This is a genomic window from Bradyrhizobium sp. ma5, assembly GCF_042258955.1.
In the GTDB taxonomy this organism is placed as follows: domain Bacteria; phylum Pseudomonadota; class Alphaproteobacteria; order Rhizobiales; family Xanthobacteraceae; genus Bradyrhizobium.
Window position 1 is genome coordinate 8949492 of sequence record NZ_CP170156.1, and the last position, 19600, is coordinate 8969091.

General features: G+C 64.0%; 21 protein-coding genes, 1 tRNA gene and 1 pseudogene. 12 read left to right on the forward strand and 11 right to left on the reverse strand.

The annotated features are described in order from the left end of the window. Window positions 1-42 precede the first annotated feature (42 nt). The 8 genes from accD to rpsA all read right to left on the reverse strand — a co-directional run bounded on the left by accD (window position 43) and on the right by rpsA (window position 7762). A complete protein-coding gene (accD, locus tag ACE103_RS42255; RefSeq protein WP_342725379.1) occupies window positions 43-984 on the reverse strand; it encodes an acetyl-CoA carboxylase, carboxyltransferase subunit beta in 942 nt (313 codons plus the stop codon). A 104-nt stretch (window positions 985-1088) separates the two neighbouring features. Beyond that, on the reverse strand, window positions 1089-1925 hold the full coding sequence (trpA, locus tag ACE103_RS42260; RefSeq protein WP_375777753.1) for a tryptophan synthase subunit alpha: 837 nt from the start codon (window positions 1923-1925) through the stop codon (window positions 1089-1091). Continuing rightward, window positions 1922-3139, reverse strand: coding sequence for a tryptophan synthase subunit beta (gene trpB, locus ACE103_RS42265; RefSeq protein ID WP_375777754.1), 1218 nt, complete (start codon window positions 3137-3139; stop codon window positions 1922-1924). Before trpB ends, trpA begins: the two co-directional genes overlap by 4 nt. Continuing rightward, window positions 3136-3807, reverse strand: coding sequence for a phosphoribosylanthranilate isomerase (locus tag ACE103_RS42270; protein WP_375777755.1), 672 nt, complete (start codon window positions 3805-3807; stop codon window positions 3136-3138). Before ACE103_RS42270 ends, trpB begins: the two co-directional genes overlap by 4 nt. A gap of 74 nt (window positions 3808-3881) precedes the next feature. After that, window positions 3882-4268: a lipopolysaccharide assembly LapA domain-containing protein gene (locus ACE103_RS42275; RefSeq protein WP_375777756.1), complete on the reverse strand. Its 387-nt coding sequence runs from the start codon at window positions 4266-4268 to the stop codon at window positions 3882-3884. 87 nt (window positions 4269-4355) lie between these two features. Further along, complete coding sequence (locus tag ACE103_RS42280; RefSeq protein WP_050426527.1) at window positions 4356-4685, reverse strand: integration host factor subunit beta; 330 nt, start codon at window positions 4683-4685, stop codon at window positions 4356-4358. 174 nt (window positions 4686-4859) lie between these two features. Next, window positions 4860-5837: a signal peptide peptidase SppA gene (gene sppA, locus ACE103_RS42285; RefSeq protein ID WP_375777757.1), complete on the reverse strand. Its 978-nt coding sequence runs from the start codon at window positions 5835-5837 to the stop codon at window positions 4860-4862. Between the two features lie 215 nt (window positions 5838-6052). Then, a complete protein-coding gene (gene rpsA / locus ACE103_RS42290) occupies window positions 6053-7762 on the reverse strand; it encodes a 30S ribosomal protein S1 (protein WP_029082478.1) in 1710 nt (569 codons plus the stop codon). A 498-nt stretch (window positions 7763-8260) separates the two neighbouring features. Here rpsA and ACE103_RS42295 point away from each other — a divergent pair, with 498 nt between their 5' ends. Then, window positions 8261-8434, forward strand: coding sequence for a hypothetical protein (locus ACE103_RS42295; protein ID WP_375777758.1), 174 nt, complete (start codon window positions 8261-8263; stop codon window positions 8432-8434). A gap of 103 nt (window positions 8435-8537) precedes the next feature. On the opposite strand, the gene cmk is transcribed toward ACE103_RS42295, so the two are convergent. Continuing rightward, window positions 8538-9167, reverse strand: coding sequence for a (d)CMP kinase (gene cmk / locus ACE103_RS42300; RefSeq protein ID WP_223971525.1), 630 nt, complete (start codon window positions 9165-9167; stop codon window positions 8538-8540). Then, complete coding sequence (gene aroA / locus ACE103_RS42305; protein ID WP_223971523.1) at window positions 9164-10501, reverse strand: 3-phosphoshikimate 1-carboxyvinyltransferase; 1338 nt, start codon at window positions 10499-10501, stop codon at window positions 9164-9166. Before aroA ends, cmk begins: the two co-directional genes overlap by 4 nt. Window positions 10502-10647: 146 nt before the next feature. On the opposite strand from aroA, the gene ACE103_RS42310 reads away from it, so the two are divergent. The 3 genes and pseudogenes from ACE103_RS42310 to ACE103_RS42320 all read left to right on the forward strand — a co-directional run bounded on the left by ACE103_RS42310 (window position 10648) and on the right by ACE103_RS42320 (window position 11603). Continuing rightward, the gene (locus tag ACE103_RS42310) at window positions 10648-11058 is read left to right on the forward strand and encodes a TIGR02300 family protein (RefSeq protein WP_092126373.1); all 411 of its coding nucleotides are present in this window, start codon (window positions 10648-10650) and stop codon (window positions 11056-11058) included. Between the two features lie 95 nt (window positions 11059-11153). After that, a tRNA-Ala gene (locus ACE103_RS42315) sits at window positions 11154-11229 on the forward strand. A gap of 141 nt (window positions 11230-11370) precedes the next feature. After that, window positions 11371-11603, forward strand: a pseudogene (locus ACE103_RS42320) (GIY-YIG nuclease family protein). Window positions 11604-11902: 299 nt separating this feature from the next. On the opposite strand, the gene ACE103_RS42325 reads toward ACE103_RS42320, so the two are convergent. Continuing rightward, window positions 11903-12364: a MarR family winged helix-turn-helix transcriptional regulator gene (locus ACE103_RS42325; RefSeq protein WP_223971521.1), complete on the reverse strand. Its 462-nt coding sequence runs from the start codon at window positions 12362-12364 to the stop codon at window positions 11903-11905. 188 nt (window positions 12365-12552) lie between these two features. Between ACE103_RS42325 and ACE103_RS42330 the strand changes: the two genes are divergently transcribed. From ACE103_RS42330 to ACE103_RS42365, 8 genes are all read left to right on the forward strand, one after another. Next, complete coding sequence (locus ACE103_RS42330) at window positions 12553-12978, forward strand: organic hydroperoxide resistance protein (protein WP_076863571.1); 426 nt, start codon at window positions 12553-12555, stop codon at window positions 12976-12978. Window positions 12979-13199: 221 nt separating this feature from the next. Continuing rightward, window positions 13200-14405 (forward strand): CaiB/BaiF CoA transferase family protein, encoded by a 1206-nt coding sequence (locus ACE103_RS42335; protein ID WP_375777759.1) that lies wholly within the window; start codon window positions 13200-13202, stop codon window positions 14403-14405. Window positions 14406-14670: 265 nt separating this feature from the next. Beyond that, window positions 14671-15987, forward strand: coding sequence for a sn-glycerol-3-phosphate ABC transporter substrate-binding protein UgpB (ugpB, locus tag ACE103_RS42340; RefSeq protein ID WP_375777760.1), 1317 nt, complete (start codon window positions 14671-14673; stop codon window positions 15985-15987). 62 nt (window positions 15988-16049) lie between these two features. Beyond that, on the forward strand, window positions 16050-16931 hold the full coding sequence (gene ugpA / locus ACE103_RS42345) for a sn-glycerol-3-phosphate ABC transporter permease UgpA (RefSeq protein WP_375777761.1): 882 nt from the start codon (window positions 16050-16052) through the stop codon (window positions 16929-16931). Beyond that, window positions 16931-17779 (forward strand): sn-glycerol-3-phosphate ABC transporter permease UgpE, encoded by an 849-nt coding sequence (gene ugpE / locus ACE103_RS42350; RefSeq protein ID WP_223971514.1) that lies wholly within the window; start codon window positions 16931-16933, stop codon window positions 17777-17779. The genes ugpA and ugpE overlap by 1 nt, the downstream gene beginning before the upstream one ends. Beyond that, complete coding sequence (locus ACE103_RS42355; RefSeq protein ID WP_375777762.1) at window positions 17779-18861, forward strand: sn-glycerol-3-phosphate import ATP-binding protein UgpC; 1083 nt, start codon at window positions 17779-17781, stop codon at window positions 18859-18861. Before ugpE ends, ACE103_RS42355 begins: the two co-directional genes overlap by 1 nt. Window positions 18862-18883: 22 nt before the next feature. After that, window positions 18884-19060 (forward strand): hypothetical protein, encoded by a 177-nt coding sequence (locus ACE103_RS42360; RefSeq protein WP_375777763.1) that lies wholly within the window; start codon window positions 18884-18886, stop codon window positions 19058-19060. A gap of 75 nt (window positions 19061-19135) precedes the next feature. Next, window positions 19136-19561, forward strand: a complete 426-nt coding sequence (locus tag ACE103_RS42365; RefSeq protein WP_092120814.1) for an Hsp20 family protein — start codon at window positions 19136-19138, stop codon at window positions 19559-19561. Window positions 19562-19600 lie beyond the last annotated feature (39 nt).

Consider the following 19600-nt stretch of genomic DNA (forward strand, 5'->3'; position numbering starts at 1 on the left):
TCAACGCCTCGAACGAGGGCTGCGATGGGGCGCCGCTTGCGGTCACGCGTGCGGCGCGGCCGGCACCGTCTCCGGGGCCGTGACGATCTGGGCCGGCTCGGTGACGGCGACCGTGGGCTTGGACGCGGTTTCAGGCGCCGGTGCCTTGGTCAGCAGGCGGCACAGCCGCGCCAGCGTGGCCTTCATCTCATGGCGGTGCACGACCATGTCGACCATGCCGTGCTCACGCAGATATTCGGCGCGCTGAAAACCTTCCGGCAGCTTCTCGCGGATGGTCTGCTCGATCACGCGCGCGCCGGCAAAGCCGATCAGCGCACCGGGTTCGGCAATCTGGACGTCGCCGAGCATCGCATAGGAGGCGGTGACGCCGCCGGTGGTCGGATTGGTCAGCACCACGATATAGGGCTGCTTCGCCTCGCGCAGCATCTGCACGCCGACCGTGGTGCGCGGCATCTGCATCAGCGACAGGATGCCTTCCTGCATGCGCGCGCCACCGGATGCGGCGAACACGATGAAGGGCGACTTCTTCTCGACCGCGAGCTCGAGCCCGCGCACGATCGCTTCACCGGCGGCCATGCCGAGCGAGCCGCCCATGAAATCGAAATCCTGCACCGCGACCACGACGCCGGTGCCTTCGAGCTTGCCGTAGCCGACCTTGACCGCGTCGTTCAGGCCGGTCTTGGCCCGCGCATCCCTGATCTTGTCGACATATTTGCGCTCGTCGCGGAATTTCAGCGGATCAGCCGTTACCTCAGGCAGCGCCACGTCGAACCAGGTCTCGTTGTCGAAGATCGACTTCAGCCGCGCCACCGCGCCCATGCGCATGTGGTAGTTCGAGCCGGGGATCACGAACTGGTTGGCCTCGACGTCCTTGTAGAACACGAGCTGCCCGGAATCCGGGCACTTGATCCAGAGGTTTTCCGGGGTCTCGCGCCGCAGGATGTTGCGGATCTTCGGCCGGACGACGTTGGTGAGCCAGTTCATGGTTCGCTCCGTAATGCGGGTCGGCCCCGCACCAGCTGGATATATGGCGGGCCGGGCGAACCCGGCAAGCCGCCGTTGGCGGCCTTGTTGCCGCAAAATGTGGCTTATTCAGCGGCCTGCTTGGCGCCGCGGACCCCCTGCGCCAGCGCGGACACTAGGTCCGCCACCGCGCTCACGGTCTTCGGCGTCGCGCGGCCCTCGGCATCGAGATTGGCGCGCACCACATCGACAATCGCGGTGCCGACCACGGCGCCGTTGGCGTTCTCGGCAATCGCGCGCGCCGTTTCCGGGGTGCGGATGCCGAAGCCGACGCAGACCGGCAGCTTCGTGTGCCGTTTGATCCGGGCGACGGCTTCCGCAACCGCGCTCGAATCGGCCGTCGCAGCGCCGGTGATGCCGGTGATCGAGACGTAATAGACAAAGCCCGAGGTGTTCGCGAGCACCGCCGGCAGACGCTTGTCGTCGGTCGTCGGCGTCGCCAGTCGGATGAAGTTCAGCCCGGCCTTCAGCGCGGGGATGCAGAGCTCGGTGTCTTCCTCCGGCGGCAAATCGACGATGATCAGGCCGTCGACGCCGGCGGTCTTGGCATCGGCGAGGAAGCTCTCGACGCCGTAGATGTAGATCGGATTGTAGTAGCCCATCAGCACGATCGGCGTCGTGTCGTCGTCCTTGCGGAAGTCGCGGACCATCGCCAGCGTCTTGCGCAGCGTCATGCCGCCCTTGAGCGCGCGCAGGCCGGCGGCCTGGATCGACGGGCCGTCGGCCATCGGATCGGTGAACGGCATGCCGATCTCGATGACGTCGGCGCCGGCCTTGGGCAGCGCCTTGAGGATGTCGAGCGAGGTTTTTGCGTCGGGGTCGCCGGCCATCACGAAGGTGACGAAAGCGGAGCGGCCCTGCTGCTTCAGCTCGGCGAAACGTGTGTCGATACGGGTGGTCACTTCTGCCTCGCCTTCAAGATATCGCCGACCTGCGGCACGTCCTTGTCGCCACGACCCGAGAGGTTGACCACCATCAGGTGATCCTTCGGCCGCTGCGGCGCGAGTTCGGACAGCTTTGCGATGGCGTGCGCGGATTCCAGCGCGGGGATGATGCCTTCGAGGCGTGACAGCAGCTGGAATGCTGCCAGCGCTTCCTCGTCGGTGGCCGAGAGATATTTGACGCGGCCTGTCTCATGCAGCCAGGCGTGCTCGGGGCCGATGCCGGGATAGTCGAGGCCGGCCGAGATCGAATGCGCTTCCTCGATCTGGCCGTCGGCGTCCATCAAAAGATAGGTGCGGTTGCCGTGCAGCACGCCGGGGCGCCCGCCGGCGAGCGAGGCCGCATGCAGCTGCGTCAGACCGTGACCGGCCGCCTCGACGCCAAAAATCTCGATCGAGGGATCGTCGAGGAACGGATGGAACAGGCCCATCGCATTGGAGCCGCCGCCGATGCAGGCGATCAGCGAGTCCGGCAGGCGGCCCTCGGCCTCCTGCATCTGGTTGCGCGTCTCGTGGCCAATGATCGACTGGAAGTCACGCACCATCATCGGATAGGGGTGCGGACCCGCCACCGTGCCTATGCAATAGAAGGTGTTGTGCACGTTGGTGACCCAGTCGCGCAGCGCGTCGTTCATCGCGTCCTTCAGCGTGCGCGCGCCCGACTGCACCGGCACGACCTTGGCGCCCAGCATCTCCATGCGGATCACGTTGGGCTGCTGCCGCTCGACATCGACCGCGCCCATATAGACCACGCATTCGAGCCCGAAGCGCGCGCACAGCGTTGCCGTCGCCACGCCGTGCTGGCCGGCGCCGGTCTCGGCGATGATGCGCTTCTTGCCCATGCGGCGCGCGACCATGATCTGGCCGAGCACGTTGTTGACCTTGTGCGAACCGGTGTGGTTGAGCTCCTCGCGCTTCAGATAGATCTTGGCGCCGCCGAGATGCTCGGTGAGCCGTTCGGCGAAATACAGCGGCGAGGGCCGGCCGACATAGTCCTTCAGATAGACATTCATCTCGGCCTGGAACGCCGGATCGGCCTTCGCGTCGGCATAGGCCTTTTCGAGATCGAGGATCAGCGGCATCAGCGTTTCCGCGACGAAGCGTCCGCCGAAGATGCCGAAATGCCCGCGCTCGTCGGGGCCGCTGCGGAAGGAATTGGGCAGGTTTTGATTCATCGAACCATCAGTTCTTGGGTCGTTCTTTGGGTTGCGCGTGCGGCGCGGATGAAGGCGCGGATCAGCTCGGGATCCTTGACGCCCGGCGTGCGCTCGACGCCCGACGACACGTCGACCCCGCCGGCGCGGGTGACGCGGACAGCTTCGGCGACGTTGTCGGCGTTGAGCCCGCCGGAGACCATGTAGGGCAGCGCGAGATCGAGATTTTCCAGCAGGTGCCAATCGAACGGCGCACCGAGACCGCCCGGCCGCATGGCATCCTTCGGCGCGCGGGCATCGAACAGGATACGGTCGGCGACGCCGGCATAGCCCGGCAGCGGGGCGAGGTCGGCCGCGGTCTCGACCGGGAGCGCCTTCATCAGCGGCAGGCCGAACTTCTGCTTGATGTCGCGCAGCCGCGCGGTGGTTTCCTTGCCGTGCAATTGCAGGATATCCGGCCGCAGCGTCTCGACGATGTTTTCCAGCGTAGCGTCGTCGGCATCGACGGTCAGCGCGACCTTGACGGCGCGGCCCTTGGCGCGGCTGCCGAGCTCGCGCGCGGTCTCGAGGCTGATATGACGCGGCGACGGGGGAAAGAACACGAACCCCACCATGTCGGCGCCGCTATCGAGCGCGACGTCGAGCGTCTCGCGCGTGGACAGGCCGCAGATTTTGACGAGCAGGGGCATGGTCTCGAAACGGGTCTCAAAACGGATTTTCGGGCGTCCGGAACAGGGCTGAACCCGGTCCGACGGGGCGGGTTCTACAACGTCGCGCCCTGCTTGTCTCGCCCATTGGGTCCGTAAAACCCAAGCTGGGCCGGGGCCGAACGACGCTGCGCGTCGTCCCGGGAGGCTGCGGCCCTGAGGTCGACGAGCTCGGCGCGGACGTGGCGGGCGTCGGCCTCATGCTGGCGGGCGGCACGGCGCCAGCGCCCCTGCTTGAACCAGGTTCCGATGCCACCGGCGATCACGCCAAGAATGGCGGACGCGATGATGACGACGAACAGCGGCAGTGTGACCGCAACCGTCGGCGTCACAGAGTTGAAGGGATCGAACGACACCGTCACCCAGTGACGGTTGGCGACGGCGAAGATGATGAAGATCAGTCCGATCGGAACGACGACGACTGCCGTGAAGAACTTTCGCATGACCATCTCTCGCCGCGATGGAGAAAGTGCGGGCGCATCGCCCACAGCAACGGCAGCGCCGACGTCGCGCGCCAGGCGTCCGCCCTGTTAGGCGTCAGCCTTGGGCGCGTCGATCTTGGAGGCTCCTGCCTCAGCCTCGTCGCGATTGAGGCGCTCGCGCATTTCCTTGCCGGTCTTGAAGAACGGCACGCTCTTCTGGTCGACCGGCACATGCTCGCCGGTGCGCGGGTTGCGGCCGGCACGGGCCGGGCGATGCTTCACCGAGAACGCGCCAAAACCGCGCAGCTCGACGCGGTCACCACGCGCCAGCGCCGCGACGATTTCATCGAGAATCGCATTCACAATGTTCTCGACGTCCCGCTGGTAGAGGTGCGGGTTGTGCTCGGCGATACGCTGAACAAGTTCGGATTTGATCATCGAAAATGGGATCCGGGCTCTTGCGGAAACCCATTTCCGTGAAAATGCCGTGCACTGTCAAGACGCTAAATCGATTTAGGGCGCCGCGAAATCGCGTGACAAATAGCCCAATTGGGGCATACGGCGATTCCCGCTGAGCGGGAATACCCTGATCAGTACGCCTTTCGCTCTCGACTAGTCGGTTCCTCCGGGAGTCCACAGCGCCAGCATGCCGTCGAGCGCGAATCGGTCGACCGCCTGGGCCACGCCACCCTGCTCGATCCGCCGCGCGATGCCGCCAAGGCCAAACGCATCGAGCGTCATCGACGCGGCGGTGCGCAGGAAGGTCAGGTCGCTGAATCGCGGATTAAGCTTGTAATTGCGCACCGGCAGGTCGCTTTTGACCTTCTTCTCCGCGACCAGCCAGGCGATCGCAGTCTTTTCATCCCCGAGCTGATCGATCAGCTTGAGATCGACCGCCTGCCGGCCAGTGAAGACGCGGCCATCCGCGACCTTCTCCAGCAGGGCGTCATCCATGCCGCGCCGTTCCTTCACCAATCCACGGAACCAGGCATAGGAATCCTTGACCAGGCCGTCGATCGCGGCGCGAGCCTCCGGGCTGGTCGGCTCGAAGCCGTTGGGCGCCGCCTTCAGCGGGGAAGATTTGATCTCTTCCATCTTCACGCCGACGGTCTTGAGCAATTCGGACACGTTGGGAAACTGGAACAGCACGCCGATCGAGCCGACCAGCGAGGTCTGCTGGGCGACGATATGGTCGGAGGCGATCGCCGTGATGTAGCCGCCCGAGGCCGCCAATCCCTCGACCACGACGACAAGCGGCTTCTTCGCCTTCAACTGCACCAGGGAGTCGTAAAGCTGCTCGGAGCCCGCGGTGGTGCCGCCGGGCGAATTGATGTGCACGACAACGGCCGCATAGCTCGACTTGCCGAGCCGCTCCAGCGCCTCGACGCGCTCCTGGTCGCTGCGGATCAGTCCGTCGATATTGATCCGCGCGATCGTGTTCGACGTCGAAAAGGTGCCGCGTCCGCCGGCGGCGATCACGCCCACGCCGACGATGGCTGCGATTGCAATGACCGCAGCGGCGACGCGCCAGAATGTCAGCTTGCGCCTGATCCGGCGACGGTCGACGATCACGTCTGAATCCAGCGACATCCGATCTCTCCAGAATAGTCAGCGCGCAATCCGCGCGTTTTGCCGTCGCAGCGTCACTATCAGCTTAGCCAAATACATCAATTGCGACGCAATATGAAGAAAACAAGGCCCGCGACATCGCCGACATTAGTAGCCCGGATGAAGCCAATGGGACCAACAAAAAGGGCCCCGGCTTGCGCCGGGGCCCCGATTGTTCGCCTCAACGAGACGAAGGCTTACTTGTCGGTGCCGCGGTTCTTCAGCGCGGTGCCGAGGATATCGCCAAGCGTCGCTCCCGAATCGGAGGAGCCGTACTGCGCGATGGCTTCCTTCTCTTCGGCAACTTCCAGCGCCTTGATCGAGACCTGCACCTTGCGGGCCTTCTTGTCGAACTGGATGACGCGGGCATCGACCTTCTCGCCGACGGCGAAGCGTTCGGCGCGCTGGTCGTTGCGATCGCGGGCCAGCTCGGACCGCTTGATGAAGGTGGTGAACTCGGTGCCCGAAATCCGGACCTCGATGCCGCTCTCCTTCACTTCGAGCACTTCGCAGGTCACGACCGCGCCCTTCTTGACGTCGCCCGGCTCGGCGAAGGGGTCGCCTTCGAGCTGCTTGACGCCGAGCGAGATACGCTCCTTTTCGACATCGACATCGAGCACCACGGCCTTGACCATGTCGCCCTTCTTGAAGTTGTCGATGACCTGCTCGCCCGGAAGCTTCCAGTCGAGGTCGGAGAGGTGGACCATACCGTCGACGTCGCCGTCGAGGCCGAGGAACAGACCGAACTCGGTCTTGTTCTTGACCTCTCCTTCGACAGTCGAGCCGACCGGGAACTTCTCGACGAAGACTTCCCAGGGATTGCGCATGGTCTGCTTGAGGCCGAGCGAGATGCGGCGCTTGACCGAATCCACTTCGAGCACCTGCACTTCGACTTCCTGCGAGGTCGAAACGATCTTGCCGGGGTGCATGTTCTTCTTGGTCCACGACATCTCGGAGACGTGGATCAGGCCTTCGATGCCCGGCTCGAGCTCGACGAACGCGCCGTAGTCGGTGATGTTGGTGACGCGGCCGGTGAAGCGGGCACCCAGCGGGTACTTGGCTTCGATGCCCTGCCACGGATCATCCAGCAGCTGCTTCATGCCCAGCGAGATGCGGTGCGTCTCGTGGTTGATCTTGATGATCTTGACCTTCACGGTCTGGCCGATGGTCAGCACCTCGGTCGGGTGATTGACGCGACGCCAGGCGATATCGGTCACGTGGAGCAGGCCGTCGATGCCGCCGAGATCAACGAACGCACCGTAATCGGTGATGTTCTTGACCACGCCGTCGATCACCTGACCCTCTTCGAGGTTCTGCACCAGCTCCTGGCGCTGCTCGGCGCGGGTCTCTTCGAGAACCGTGCGGCGCGACACCACGATGTTGCCGCGGCGGCGGTCCATCTTGAGGATCTGGAACGGCTGCGAGTTGTTCATCAGCGGCGCGACGTCGCGGATCGGACGAATGTCGACCTGCGAGCGCGGCAGGAAGGCCACCGCACCGTCGAGGTCGACCGTGAAGCCGCCCTTGACCTGGTTGAAGATGACGCCGTTGACCTTTTCGTTGTTCTGGAACGCCTTCTCGAGCTTGCCCCAGCTTTCCTCGCGGCGCGCCTTGTCGCGCGACAGCACGGCTTCGCCGAGTGCATTCTCGATCCGGTCGAGGAACACCTCGACCTCGTCGCCGACTTTCAGATCGCTTTCACGGCCGGGGCCGGCGAATTCGCGCAGCGCCACGCGGCCTTCGGTCTTCAGGCCGACGTCGATGACGGCCATGTCCTTCTCAATTGCAACCACCTTGCCCTTGATGACCGAGCTTTCCTGCAAATTGCCGCCGGCAAAGGATTCATCAAGCATCGCCGCGAAGTCGTCGCGGGTGGGGGTATAGGAAGACACAGTATTCGAAGCCATTTGTTCTCCAAATGCGGGATCGTGCCAGCCGTTCGGGTTGATGGGCGCACCGCGCGTGAAGTGTCAGGGTTCCGCAAACCCTGACGACCGCTCATTGCAGGAGGTGCAACAGCGGGCCGGCAGTAAAACTGCACGTTCGGTACGTTTGAATTGTCCGGAGCCTGAAACGAAAATATCGACTTCAAGACCTGGGAGCGGGCGTTCCTCCACATGCGGCGAGGGTTCAAACCCGGCGCCGGCCCGCTCAGACACGGCCTCGACACGGTCGATGGCGCTCCGAACGGCGCTGATATAGCTCCGGGGCCCATTTTGGGCAAGCCGGAAATCCTCGATTTACGGGCGCTTAAGGCTAATCTCGCCCCGACGGCGCTCCAGATCCGGCCTCGCAACGCGCTGTTGACCGAGTCGCGTGAAATGCCCCCCGCAGGAGAACGACGCGGAACCCGCCCTTAAGCAGCACCCCATACGATAGCACCGTTCAAAACAGGGGGATTACCAATGAAAAGCTTTGTGGTGCTGGCGGCGATCGCCGTCCTGACGATCGGAAATGCGATTGCCGGGATGCCCGGCGCTGCTCCGGCCGCGCACGGTGCGTCTGCCACGGCGGCGCAGCCGCTGCTCAGCATGGCCGAGCAGGAATTGCCGTTCGACCGCTACTGGTCGAAGAACTGATCCAACGGGTCCAAAAGCAGACGGTCCAAAGCGGGCCGGTCTAAAAGCGAGCTTGGCGCGATGACCTCGTCATCGCGCTTTTTCTTGTCCGGAGCCTGACCGGTCAGCGCCGGGCGCGCGCCGCCTCGACAATGGCGATGGCGGCGCGGACGCCGGCCTCGATGTCGAGATTGGAATTATCCAGCGTGTGGGCGTCCGCCGCCGGCCGCAGGGGCGCAATCGCGCGGTTCTTGTCCCGATCGTCACGCTTGAGGATGTCGGCCAGCACCGCCTCCTCGTCGGCGTCCTCGCCGCGGGCGCGGGCCTCCAGGGTGCGCCGCCGCGCCCGCACGCGGGGATCGGCGACCACGAAGATCTTCACGTCGGCGTCCGGGCAGATCACGGTGCCGATATCGCGGCCATCCAGCACCGCACCGGGCGGATCGGCGGCGAACTGGCGCTGGAAGCTGACCAGCGCCTCGCGCACCCTCGGAAAGGCCGAGACGACGGATGCGCCCTCGCCGACCTTCTGGGTCTTCAGGATCGGATTGCCGAATTTCTCGGGATCGAGCTCGAGCGCGACGGCCACCGCCAGCGCCTCATCGTTGAGGTCGGCGCCCTGCGCCATCATCGCATAGGCCACCGCGCGGTAGATCACGCCGGTGTCGAGATGGCGGTAGCCGTAGTGGTGGGCGAGCCGCTTGCCGAGCGTGCCCTTGCCGGAGGCGGCGGGTCCGTCGATGGCGATGATCATGCGAAGTCAGCTCCGAGCGCGCGCATCATCGGAATGAAATCCGGGAAACTGGTGGCGATGAAGGCGGTGTCATCGATCTTCACCGGCCGATCCGAAGCACAGCCCATCACCAGCGCCGACATCGCGATGCGATGATCCATGTGGGTGGCAACGAGGCCGCCGCCTGGAACGTGGCCGCGGCCCTCGACGATCAGGTCATCGCCGGAAACCTCGACCTTGACGCCGTTGACGCGCAGCATGTCGGCGGTGGCTTCGAGACGGTCGGACTCTTTGACGCGCAGCTCCTGCAAGCCGCGCATGATCGTGGTGCCCTCGGCAAATGCGGCGGCGACGGCCAGCACCAGATATTCGTCGATCATCGACGGCGCGCGCTCCGGCGGCACCTCGACGCCCTTCAGCTTCGAGGCACGCACGCGCAATTGCGCCATCGGCTCGCCGGCATCGCCGCGCAGATCGCTCTCCTCGATCGAGGCGCCCATTTCACGCAACGTGGTGAACAGGCCGGTGCGAAGCGGATTGGTCATCACGTCGGAGAACACGACGTCGGATCCTTCGACGATCAGCGCCGCCACGATCGGGAACGACGCCGAGGACGGATCGGCGGGCACCACGACCTCGGCGCCGTGCAGCTCGGGCTCGCCGTTCAGCGAGATCCTGCGGCCGTGGCTGCCTTCCTTCTCCGTGGAGATCTCGGCGCCGAAATGCTTCAGCATCAGCTCGGTGTGGTCGCGGCTCGCCTCCTGCTCGATGACCGTGGTGATGCCGGGCGCGGACAGGCCCGCCAGCAGCACCGCGGACTTGATCTGGGCCGAGGCGACCGGGGTCTTGTAGACGATCGGCACCGGATAGCGGGCGCCGTGCAGGGTGAGCGGCAGCCGGCCACCGTCCCGGATGTCGCTGGTCCGGGCCCCCATCAGCTCCAGGGGATCGAGAATCCGGCGCATCGGCCGCGTACGCAGCGAGGCGTCGCCGTCGAAAATGGCCGCGATCGGGCAACCGGCCACCGCGCCCATCACCAGCCGGCAGCCGGTGCCGGAATTGCCGAAATCGAGCGGGGCTGCGGGCTGCGCGAAGCCGCCGACCCCGACGCCCGAGACCGACCAGGCAAACGGCGCCGTCCGCTCCACCTTGGCGCCCAGCGCGCGCATGGATTTGGCGGTATTGATGACGTCCTCGCCCTCCAGAAGGCCGGAAATGCGGGTTTCGCCTACCGAAAGCGCCCCGAGGATCAGGGCACGGTGGGAAATCGATTTGTCGCCGGGAACGCGGACCTTGCCGGCCAGGGGGCCGCAAACGCGCGATTCCAGCGGGGTCGGGGTGTCGGAATGGGCCAAGATTGTGTCCTCTCGCGCCGCGGCAGGTATCACATAGGCAACACCGCGTCACGCGCCCGTCACTTGCGCGCAAACCGCTATTGACAGCGGCTCCTCAACTAGCCAAGTGAAGCACCGTTTTTCAGCAAAATTCTGGGATGACCACGTTGGCTAAGTCCGAGCTCGGAACCAAGCGCATTTGCCCGACCACGGGCAAGAAGTTCTACGACCTCAACAAGAATCCGGTGATTTCGCCCTACACCGGTGAGGTCGTGCCGATCGCGCCTGTCGCCCCGCCGCGGGGCGGCCGTGGCGCCACCGTCAGTTCGCCTGCGACCGCCGCCGAGATGCCCGAGGCGGCCGAGACCGAAGAATTGGTCTCGCTCGAGGAGGCCGATGCCGAGGAGAACACCGGCAAGGTCAAGGCCGTGGTTCCCGAATCCGAGGACGATATCGAGGTCGATGAAACCATCGACGACGATGATGACGACGATTCGACCTTCATCGCCGACGAGGAAGAGGGCGATGAGGACGTGACCGATATTATTGGTGACGTCGGCGGCGACGAAGAGACTTGAGATCGGCGCCGATCTATGATCAACGGTGCTGCCGCGCGAGTGATCTAGGCCGCGCGGGCCGGGATTGATCCCCCAGGATCATCCCAACTGGATAAGGGGCCATAGCTCAGCTGGGAGAGCGCTTGCATGGCATGCAAGAGGTCGGCGGTTCGATCCCGCCTGGCTCCACCAGCCTTCGCTCGCTTCGCGAGCTTCGGCTCGGCAAGCCCTTTCGTAGCGAAGGCTGCCGCGGCGTAGCCCGAAGGGCGAAGCCGGGCTCTTACCGAAATTGAAATGCGTTAGCATCCGCCCTGTCAATCGCGTGGGGGCCAGATGAAATACGTCTACATTCTCGAAAGCCTCGATTGCCTGCACTTTTGTGTCGGCCTCACAGACGATCTGCTCGACTGGCTAAGCACAATGCCGGCGAAGTGCCCCATACATCCAAATATGGACCTTGGCGGCTGAAGACGTACGTCGCCTTCAGCGACGATAAACAGGCCGTCGCTTTTGAAAAATATCTGAAGTCCGCATCCGGCCGCGCCTTCGCCAAGAAGCGCCTTTAGCAGCCTCCGCCCCGCATCTTTGATCCAGAACAAAGCTCGAGCGTCCATTGGTTGCTATCTTGTCCGTCGCCAACGGACGCCAAGCCATGCGCGATTCCAGCTGGACGGAATTCTTGCGGTGCCCGAGGTGCCAACGCACGGGCCATGCCCGGCTTTCGGAAATCGCTCCCTTTAGAAATCGGATCGATCGGGTCCCGGAGGGCTTTGAGATTCGTCACGACGAGCGCGGCAGCGATTTCCAGTGCGCGACTTGTCGCGTGCCGGTGCTGCCCTGACGGGCGCGGCTCGTTGCACGCCGCCTACTCCCCCAGCACCGCATTGAGCCGGTCGCGCAACGCGACGATCTCGTTCTTCATCGTCATCAACTCGCCAACCGTGCAGTCCGAGGCCGCGAGGATCGACTGCGGAACGGCCTTGGCCTTTTCGCGCAGCGCGTGGCCCTGCGGCGTCAGCGCGATCAGCACAACGCGCTCGTCTTCGGTGCTGCGGGTCCGCTTGATCAGCTCCGCCGCCTCCAGCCGCTTCAAGAGCGGCGTCAGCGTACCGGAATCCAGGAACAGCCGCTCGCCGAGGTCCTTCACCGGCACGTCGTCGCGCTCCCACAGCGCCAGCATCACGAGATACTGCGGGTAGGTCAGCCCGAGCCGGTCGAGCAGCGGCTTGTAGACGCGGTTGAAGGCGTGCGCGGTCGAATAGACCGCAAAGCAGATCTGGTTATCGAGCCGCAGCGCCTGATCCGCCGCCGTCTGTTTCCTGACCATGATTCCCATCGAATCCATCTCGTTTCCGGGTCATTCTGGCCTCTCGGGACCATGGATTCAATTGCGAACAATTAAATGTGAGGCCGCATAAATTATATTGCACACAATTTAACCGCGTGCAATACATCTGACATCGAATTCAAACCCAAGTCGAAACTACCCAAGTGCAAAACCCAAGGGAGACCACGATGTCTGTGAACGTGCTCTACAAGACCAGCGCCAAGGCAACCGGCGGCCGCGATGGCCATGCGGCAACGCTCGACGGCGCACTCGACGTCAAGCTCACGACCCCGAAGGAGCTCGGTGGCGGCGGTGGCGCCGGCAACAATCCGGAGCAGCTGTTCGCAGCCGGCTATGCCGCCTGCTTCATCGGCGCCATGAAGTTCGTGGCCTCACAGGGCGGCCCCAAGGTTCCCGCCGACGCCTCGGTGACCTCGACGGTCGGCATCGGCCCGCGCTCGGAAGGCGGCTTCGGCCTTGCCGTTGACCTCGCCGTCTCGCTGCCCGGCCTGTCCCGCGCCGACGCCGAAGCGCTGGTCGAGAAGGCCCACCATGTGTGCCCGTATTCCAACGCGACCCGCGGCAATGTCGACGTCAAGCTGAGCGTCGTCTAATTCACCGACGCCAATAGTCCGCCACGTCCCGCGTGGCGGACTATTGCATTTCAAGAGAGCATTGCATTGCAGATGCCAGTTCGCTCTTTTCAGTTCGCTTGGCGAACGCACGCGCCGCCTGCTGCATGGGCCTGCGCCGACGGAAGCATTGCTGCCTCGCCTGAAGACCGTTAGCTCTGGGACCCTCGTTATCCGATCCCAACTGAGCGAAGGTTGTTTCCATGAATACCCCAGCGGCTACGGGCGCGATGACCGGACTGCGCGTGATCGATCTGACCCGCGTGCTCGGCGGCCCGTATTGCACCCAGATCCTTGCCGACCACGGCGCCGACGTGATCAAGGTCGAGCCGCCCGCCGGCGACGAGGTGCGCGATTGGGGCCCTCCCTTCCATGAGGAAGACGCGGCCTATTTCGTCGGCATCAACCGCAACAAGCGCTCGATCGGCCTCGACCTCGCCTCCGAGGGCGGTCGCACGGTGCTGATGAAGATGCTCGAGACCGCCGACGTGCTGATCGAGAATTTCAAGCCCGGCACGCTCGACAAATGGGGCATCGGCAACGACGTGCTACGCGCGAAATTTCCGCGCCTCGTGCATTGCCGGATCTCCGGCTTCGGCGCCGACGGCCCGCGCGGCGGCAATCCCGGCTACGACGCGATCATCCAGGCGATGACCGGCATGATCGCGGCGACCGGCTCGCCGGAGAGCGGCCCGATGCGCATCGGCGTGCCGCTGGTCGACATCACGACCGGGCTCTATGCGGCGATCGGCATCCTGATGGCACTGTCGGAGCGGCAGCGCTCCGGGCTCGGCCAGTTCATCGAAACCACGCTGTATGAAACCGGGCTTGCGATCATGCATCCGCACACCGCGAATTATTTCATGCATGGCAAGCCGCCATCGCTCACCGGCAACGAGCATCCCAACCTCGTGCCCTATGCGATCTTCCCGACCAAGACCGACAACATCTTCATCGGCGTCGGCAATGACGGCACCTTCCGCAAGCTCGCCAAGGAAATCGGCAAGCCCGAGCTCGGCACAGATCCGCGCTTTGCCCGCAACAAGGACCGTATCGCCAACCGCGATGCGCTGCGCGCCGAGCTTGCCGCTGTCTTCAGCCAGCACGAGGCCGAGCCGCTGTGCAACCGGCTGCTCGCCGCCGGCCTGCCGGCCGGCCCCGTGCAGAAGATCGACCAGGCGCTGACCAACCCGCACACGATCCATCGCGGCGACGTCATCGAGAAGGATTGGTACAAGGGCGTCGCCTCGCCGATCCGGCTCGAACGCACCAAGCCGAGCCTGCGCCGCACGCCGCCGAAGTTCAGCCAGCACGCTGCGGAAGTGCTCGGCGAGTTCGGCTACTCCAAGGACGAGATCAACGGCCTCGTCGACAAAGGCGTGGTCTGCGGTCCCCAGCGCAAGCGCTGACAGCGTATTCGAGCAAAGCCCGTCCCGCACCTGATGCGGGATGGGCACCGGTTCGCGTCACGCCAGCACATCAGCCCGTGCGGTGCAACGTCGCGTCCGGCGTTGCACCGCACGCACGTGGGCTGCGATGTCAGCCTTTTTTACCGCTTCCCTTTGCTTCGGCTTCCCCCCTACCATGGCTTTCGTTTATACGGTCATTTGAACGTCATCCGGCGCTGTTAACGCGCGCAACGAAAGATGACGTTCCAACCGGGAGGGGCTTTTGATGATTCTTCGACGACTCGGCGCTGCTGCGGCAGCCGCTGCCACGCTTGTATTCGCGTCGCCTGCGTTTGCGGTGACGGAGATTCAGTGGTGGCACGCGATGACCGGCGCCAACAACGACGTCATCGTCAAGCTGGCCAACGACTTCAACGCCTCGCAGTCCGACTACAAGGTGATCCCGACCTACAAGGGCGGCTACGCCGACACCATGAATGCCGGTATCGCAGCATTCCGCGCCGGCAACGCGCCGCACATCATGCAGGTGTTCGAGGTCGGCACCGCGACTATGATGGCCGCCACCGGCGCCGTCAAACCGGTCTACAAGCTGATGGCCGATGCCGGCGAGAAGTTCGATCCGAGCGTCTATCTGCCCGCGATCACCGGCTACTACTCGACCTCGAAGGGCGAGATGCTGTCGTTCCCCTTCAACTCGTCGTCGACCGTGATGTGGGTCAATCTCGACGCGCTGAAGAAGGCCAACATCGCCGAGATCCCGAAGACCTGGCCGCAAGTGTTCGAGGACGCCAAGAAGCTGAAGGCGGCCGGCTACACCACCTGCGGCTTCTCCGGCTCGTGGGTCACCTGGGTCAATCTCGAGCAGCTCTCGGCCTGGCACAACGTGCCGCTCGCCAGCAAGGCCAATGGCCTCGACGGATTCGACACCGTGCTCGAATTCAACGGTCCGCTGCAGGTCAAGCATCTCGAGAACCTGGTCGAGCTGCAGAAGGACAAGACCTACGACTACGCCGGCCGCACCAACACCGGTGAAGGCCGCTTCACCGCGGGTGAGTGTCCGATCTACCTGACCTCGTCGGCCTTCTTCGGCAACGTCAAGGCGCAGGCCAAGTTCAACTTCACCGCTGCGCCGATGCCGTATTATCCCGACGTCAAGGGCGCGCCGCAGAACTCGATCATCGGCGGCGCCTCGCTGTGGGTGATGGGCGGCAAGTCGGCCGAGGAATACAAGGGCGTGGCCAAGTTCCTGACCTTCCTCTCGGACACCGATCGCCAGATCTGGATCCACAAGGCCTCGGGCTATCTGCCGATCACCAAGGCCGCCTACGCCAAGGCCAAGGAAGAGGGCTTCTACAAGGACCAGCCCTATCTGGAAACGCCGCTGCTCGAGCTCACCAACAAGGAGCCGACCGAGAATTCCCGCGGTCTGCGCCTCGGCAACATGGTGCAGCTGCGCGACATGTGGTCGGAAGAGATCGAGCAGGCACTGGCCGGCAAGAAGACCGCCAAGCAGGCGCTGGACTCGGCCGTCGAGCGCGGCAACCAGATGCTGCGGCAGTTTGAAAAGACCGCCGTCCACTGACATGATGTCTTGAGACCTCAACCGGCAGGCCGCGACAAGCGGCCTGCCATTTTGCCGAGATCATGCAAAAGCAATCGATTTTCCAATCAAAGCTGTTGCCTTACGCGCTGGTTGCCCCGCAACTCGCGATCGTCCTGATCTTTTTCTACTGGCCGGCCGCGCAGGCGGTGATCCAATCCTTCCTGCTGCAGGACGCCTTCGGCCTTTCGACCACCTTCGTGTGGTTCGAGAACTATCTCGAATTGTTCAAGGACCCGGCCTATTTCGCGGCCATCGTCCGAACCTTCGCGTTCTCGCTTGCGATCGCGGTCTCCTCGCTGTCGTTCGCGCTGCTGCTCGCTGTCATGGCCGACAAGCCGCTGCGCGGCTCGATGCTCTACCGTACGCTGCTGATCTGGCCGTATGCCGTCGCCCCGCCGGTGGTCGGCGTGCTCTGGGTGTTCATGCTGCACCCCTCGCTCGGTGTGCTGTCGCGCTATCTGCGCGCCATGGGCGTCGACTGGAATCCGCTGCTCGACGGCGACCAGGCGGCGGCCCTGATCATCCTCGCCGCGGCCTGGAAGCAGATCTCCTACAATTTCCTGTTCTTCCTCGCCGGGCTGCAGAGCATCCCGAAGAGCGTGATCGAAGCCGCCGCGATCGACGGCGCCCGCCCGATGCGGCGGTTCTGGACCGTGATCTTCCCACTGCTGTCGCCGACCATCTTCTTCCTCTTGGTCATCAACATCGTCTACGCCTTCTTCGACACCTTCGGCATCATCGACACGATGACCCGCGGCGGCCCCGGCAAGGCAACCGAAACGCTGGTCTACAAGGTCTATACCGATGGCCTGCTCGGCGGCAATCTCGGCTCCTCGGCGGCGCAGTCGGTCATCCTGATGGTCATCGTCATCGTGCTGACCGGCATCCAGTTCCGCTTCGTCGAACGCAAGGTAACCTACTGATGGTCGAGGAGGAGGGCTTCCAGCGCTATCTGGCTCACGCCATCCTGTGGATCGGGATCGCGATCGTCGCCTTCCCGGTCTATCTGGCGATCGTCGCCTCGACGCAGGACAACGCCGTCATCGCCAACGGCCAGATGTCGCTGTTGCCCGGCGGCCATTTCTTCGAGACCTACTACCAGACACTGTTTGTCGGCACGAGCGGCTCGACCCGCGAGCCGGTCCTCAACATGATGCTGAACTCGCTGATCATGGCGCTGCTGATCGCGGTCGGCAAAATCGCGATCTCGATCATCTCCGCCTACGCGATCGTCTATTTCCGGTTTCCATTCCGGATGGCGATCTTCTGGATCATCTTCATCACCTTGATGCTGCCGGTCGAGGTGCGCATCTATCCGACCTACAAGATCGTCGCCGATCTGCATCTGCTCGACAGCTATGCCGGCCTGTCGCTGCCGCTGATCGCCTCCGCCACCGCGACGCTGCTGTTCCGGCAGTTCTTCATGACCGTGCCGGATGAATTGCTGGAGGCCTCGCGGATCGACGGCGCGGGCCCGTTCCGCTTCTTCTGGGATACACTGCTGCCGCTGTCGCGTACCAACATGGCCGCGCTGTTCGTGATCCTGTTCATCCTCGGCTGGAATCAGTATCTCTGGCCGCTTCTGATCACCACGCGCGACGACATGCAGACCATCCAGGTCGGCATCCGCAAGATGATCACCACGACCGACGCGCTGACCGAATGGCCTGTGGTGATGGCGACCGCGCTGCTCGCGATGCTGCCACCGGTGTTCGTCGTCGTCGTGATGCAGAAACTGTTCGTGCGCGGATTGGTGGAGACGGAAAAGTAATGGCTAACGTCACGCTGCGCAGCGTCCGCAAGACCTATCCCGGCGGCTTCGAGGCCATCAAGGGCGTCGATGTCGACGTTGGCGACGGCCAGTTCTGCGTGCTGGTCGGGCCAAGCGGCTGCGGCAAGTCCACGCTGCTCCGCATGGTCGCTGGGCTCGAGACCATCACCGGCGGTGAGATCGACATCGGCGGCCGCATCGTCAACCAGATCGAGCCTGCCGATCGCGACATCGCGATGGTGTTCCAGAACTATGCGCTCTATCCGCATATGAGCGTCTACAACAACATGGCCTACGGCCTGCGCAACCGCGGCATGGCCGAAGCCGAGATCAAGACCCGCGTCGAGGAAGCCGCGCGCGTCCTCGAGCTGTCGCCGATGCTGGAGCGCAAGCCGCGGCAGCTTTCCGGCGGTCAGCGCCAGCGCGTCGCGATGGGCCGTGCCATCGTGCGGCAGCCGAAAGTCTTCCTGTTCGACGAGCCGCTGTCGAACCTCGACGCCAAGCTACGCATCGCGATGCGGGTCGAGATCCGCAAGCTGCAGCGCCGACTCAACACCACCTCGATCTATGTCACCCACGACCAGCTCGAGGCGATGACGCTCGCGGACATCCTCGTGGTCATGAATGGCGGCCAGGTCGAGCAGATCGGCAATCCGCTGGATATCTATCAGAAGCCGGCGACCACCTTCGTCGCCTCCTTCATCGGCGCCCCGCCGATGAACCTGATGCCGCTGCGTTCGGACGAGCTGACCTCCCAGATCGCGGGCGCCGATGGCGCCGGCATTGTCGGCATCCGGCCGGAGGATTTCGTGATCACCGGCGAGACCGCGTCCGGCGGCGTCGCGCTCGGCCTGACGGTCGAGGCGATTGAGCACGTCGGCGCCGAGACCTTCGTCTATGGCAGCCGCCAGCGCGAGGAACGGGCCATCGCCGCCAATCCGGGCGAACTGCCGCCAGGCGAAGTGATCGTCCGGGTTCCCGGCGCCACCGGGCCTGCGATCGGCGAGCAGATCCGGGCGGTCGCGCCGCGCGACAAACTGCATCTTTTTACCGCTGACGGCCGCAAGCGCGTCGGCCCGTAACCGTTCGCGAACGATTGGGGCCATGGTGGCGCGTTTTCGAGCGAAGTGGGCACCGGTTCGCGTGAAGAAAACGCGCCTAGAACAAAAAGTGGAGCATATCGGTCCTGATTTGATCAAAACCGATATGCGCCAGGCGGCATTTACGCTGGTTTCAGAGGCGCTTGAACGCTATCCAGATCGCTCCCATATTGGCTTATGACCGACGGGCAAGCGGCCCGCCGGTTGCATGGGGTGCCGCAAGGGCCCCTCAAAGTCGCTTCGAGAGGACTTTGTAATGTCTCGTGTTCCATCGTTGTCCAGTCCGTTCCTTCTGGGATTCGACGAGATCGAGCGTGCGCTCGACCGCGTCGTGAAGGGCGCTGACGGCTATCCTCCGTACAATATCGAGCGGTGCGACCGTACCAACGGGCAGCCCGAGCGGTTGCGCATCACGTTGGCGGTGGCGGGCTTCACCCGCGACCAACTCGATGTAACTATTGAGGAAAATCAGCTCGTCATCCGCGGCCGCCAGCAGGACGACAAGGCTCGGCAATACATCCATCGCGGCATCGCCGCGCGCCACTTCCAGCGCACCTTCGTGCTGGCGGAGGGGATGCAGGTGCTGGGCGCGGATCTGAAGAACGGGTTGTTGTCGATCGACCTGGCCAGGCCAGAACCTGAACGGGTCGTTAAGACAATCGCTATCAATGAGCACGAATAATAGAAACAACGAGCGGACTCGACCGCTTATCTGACTGAG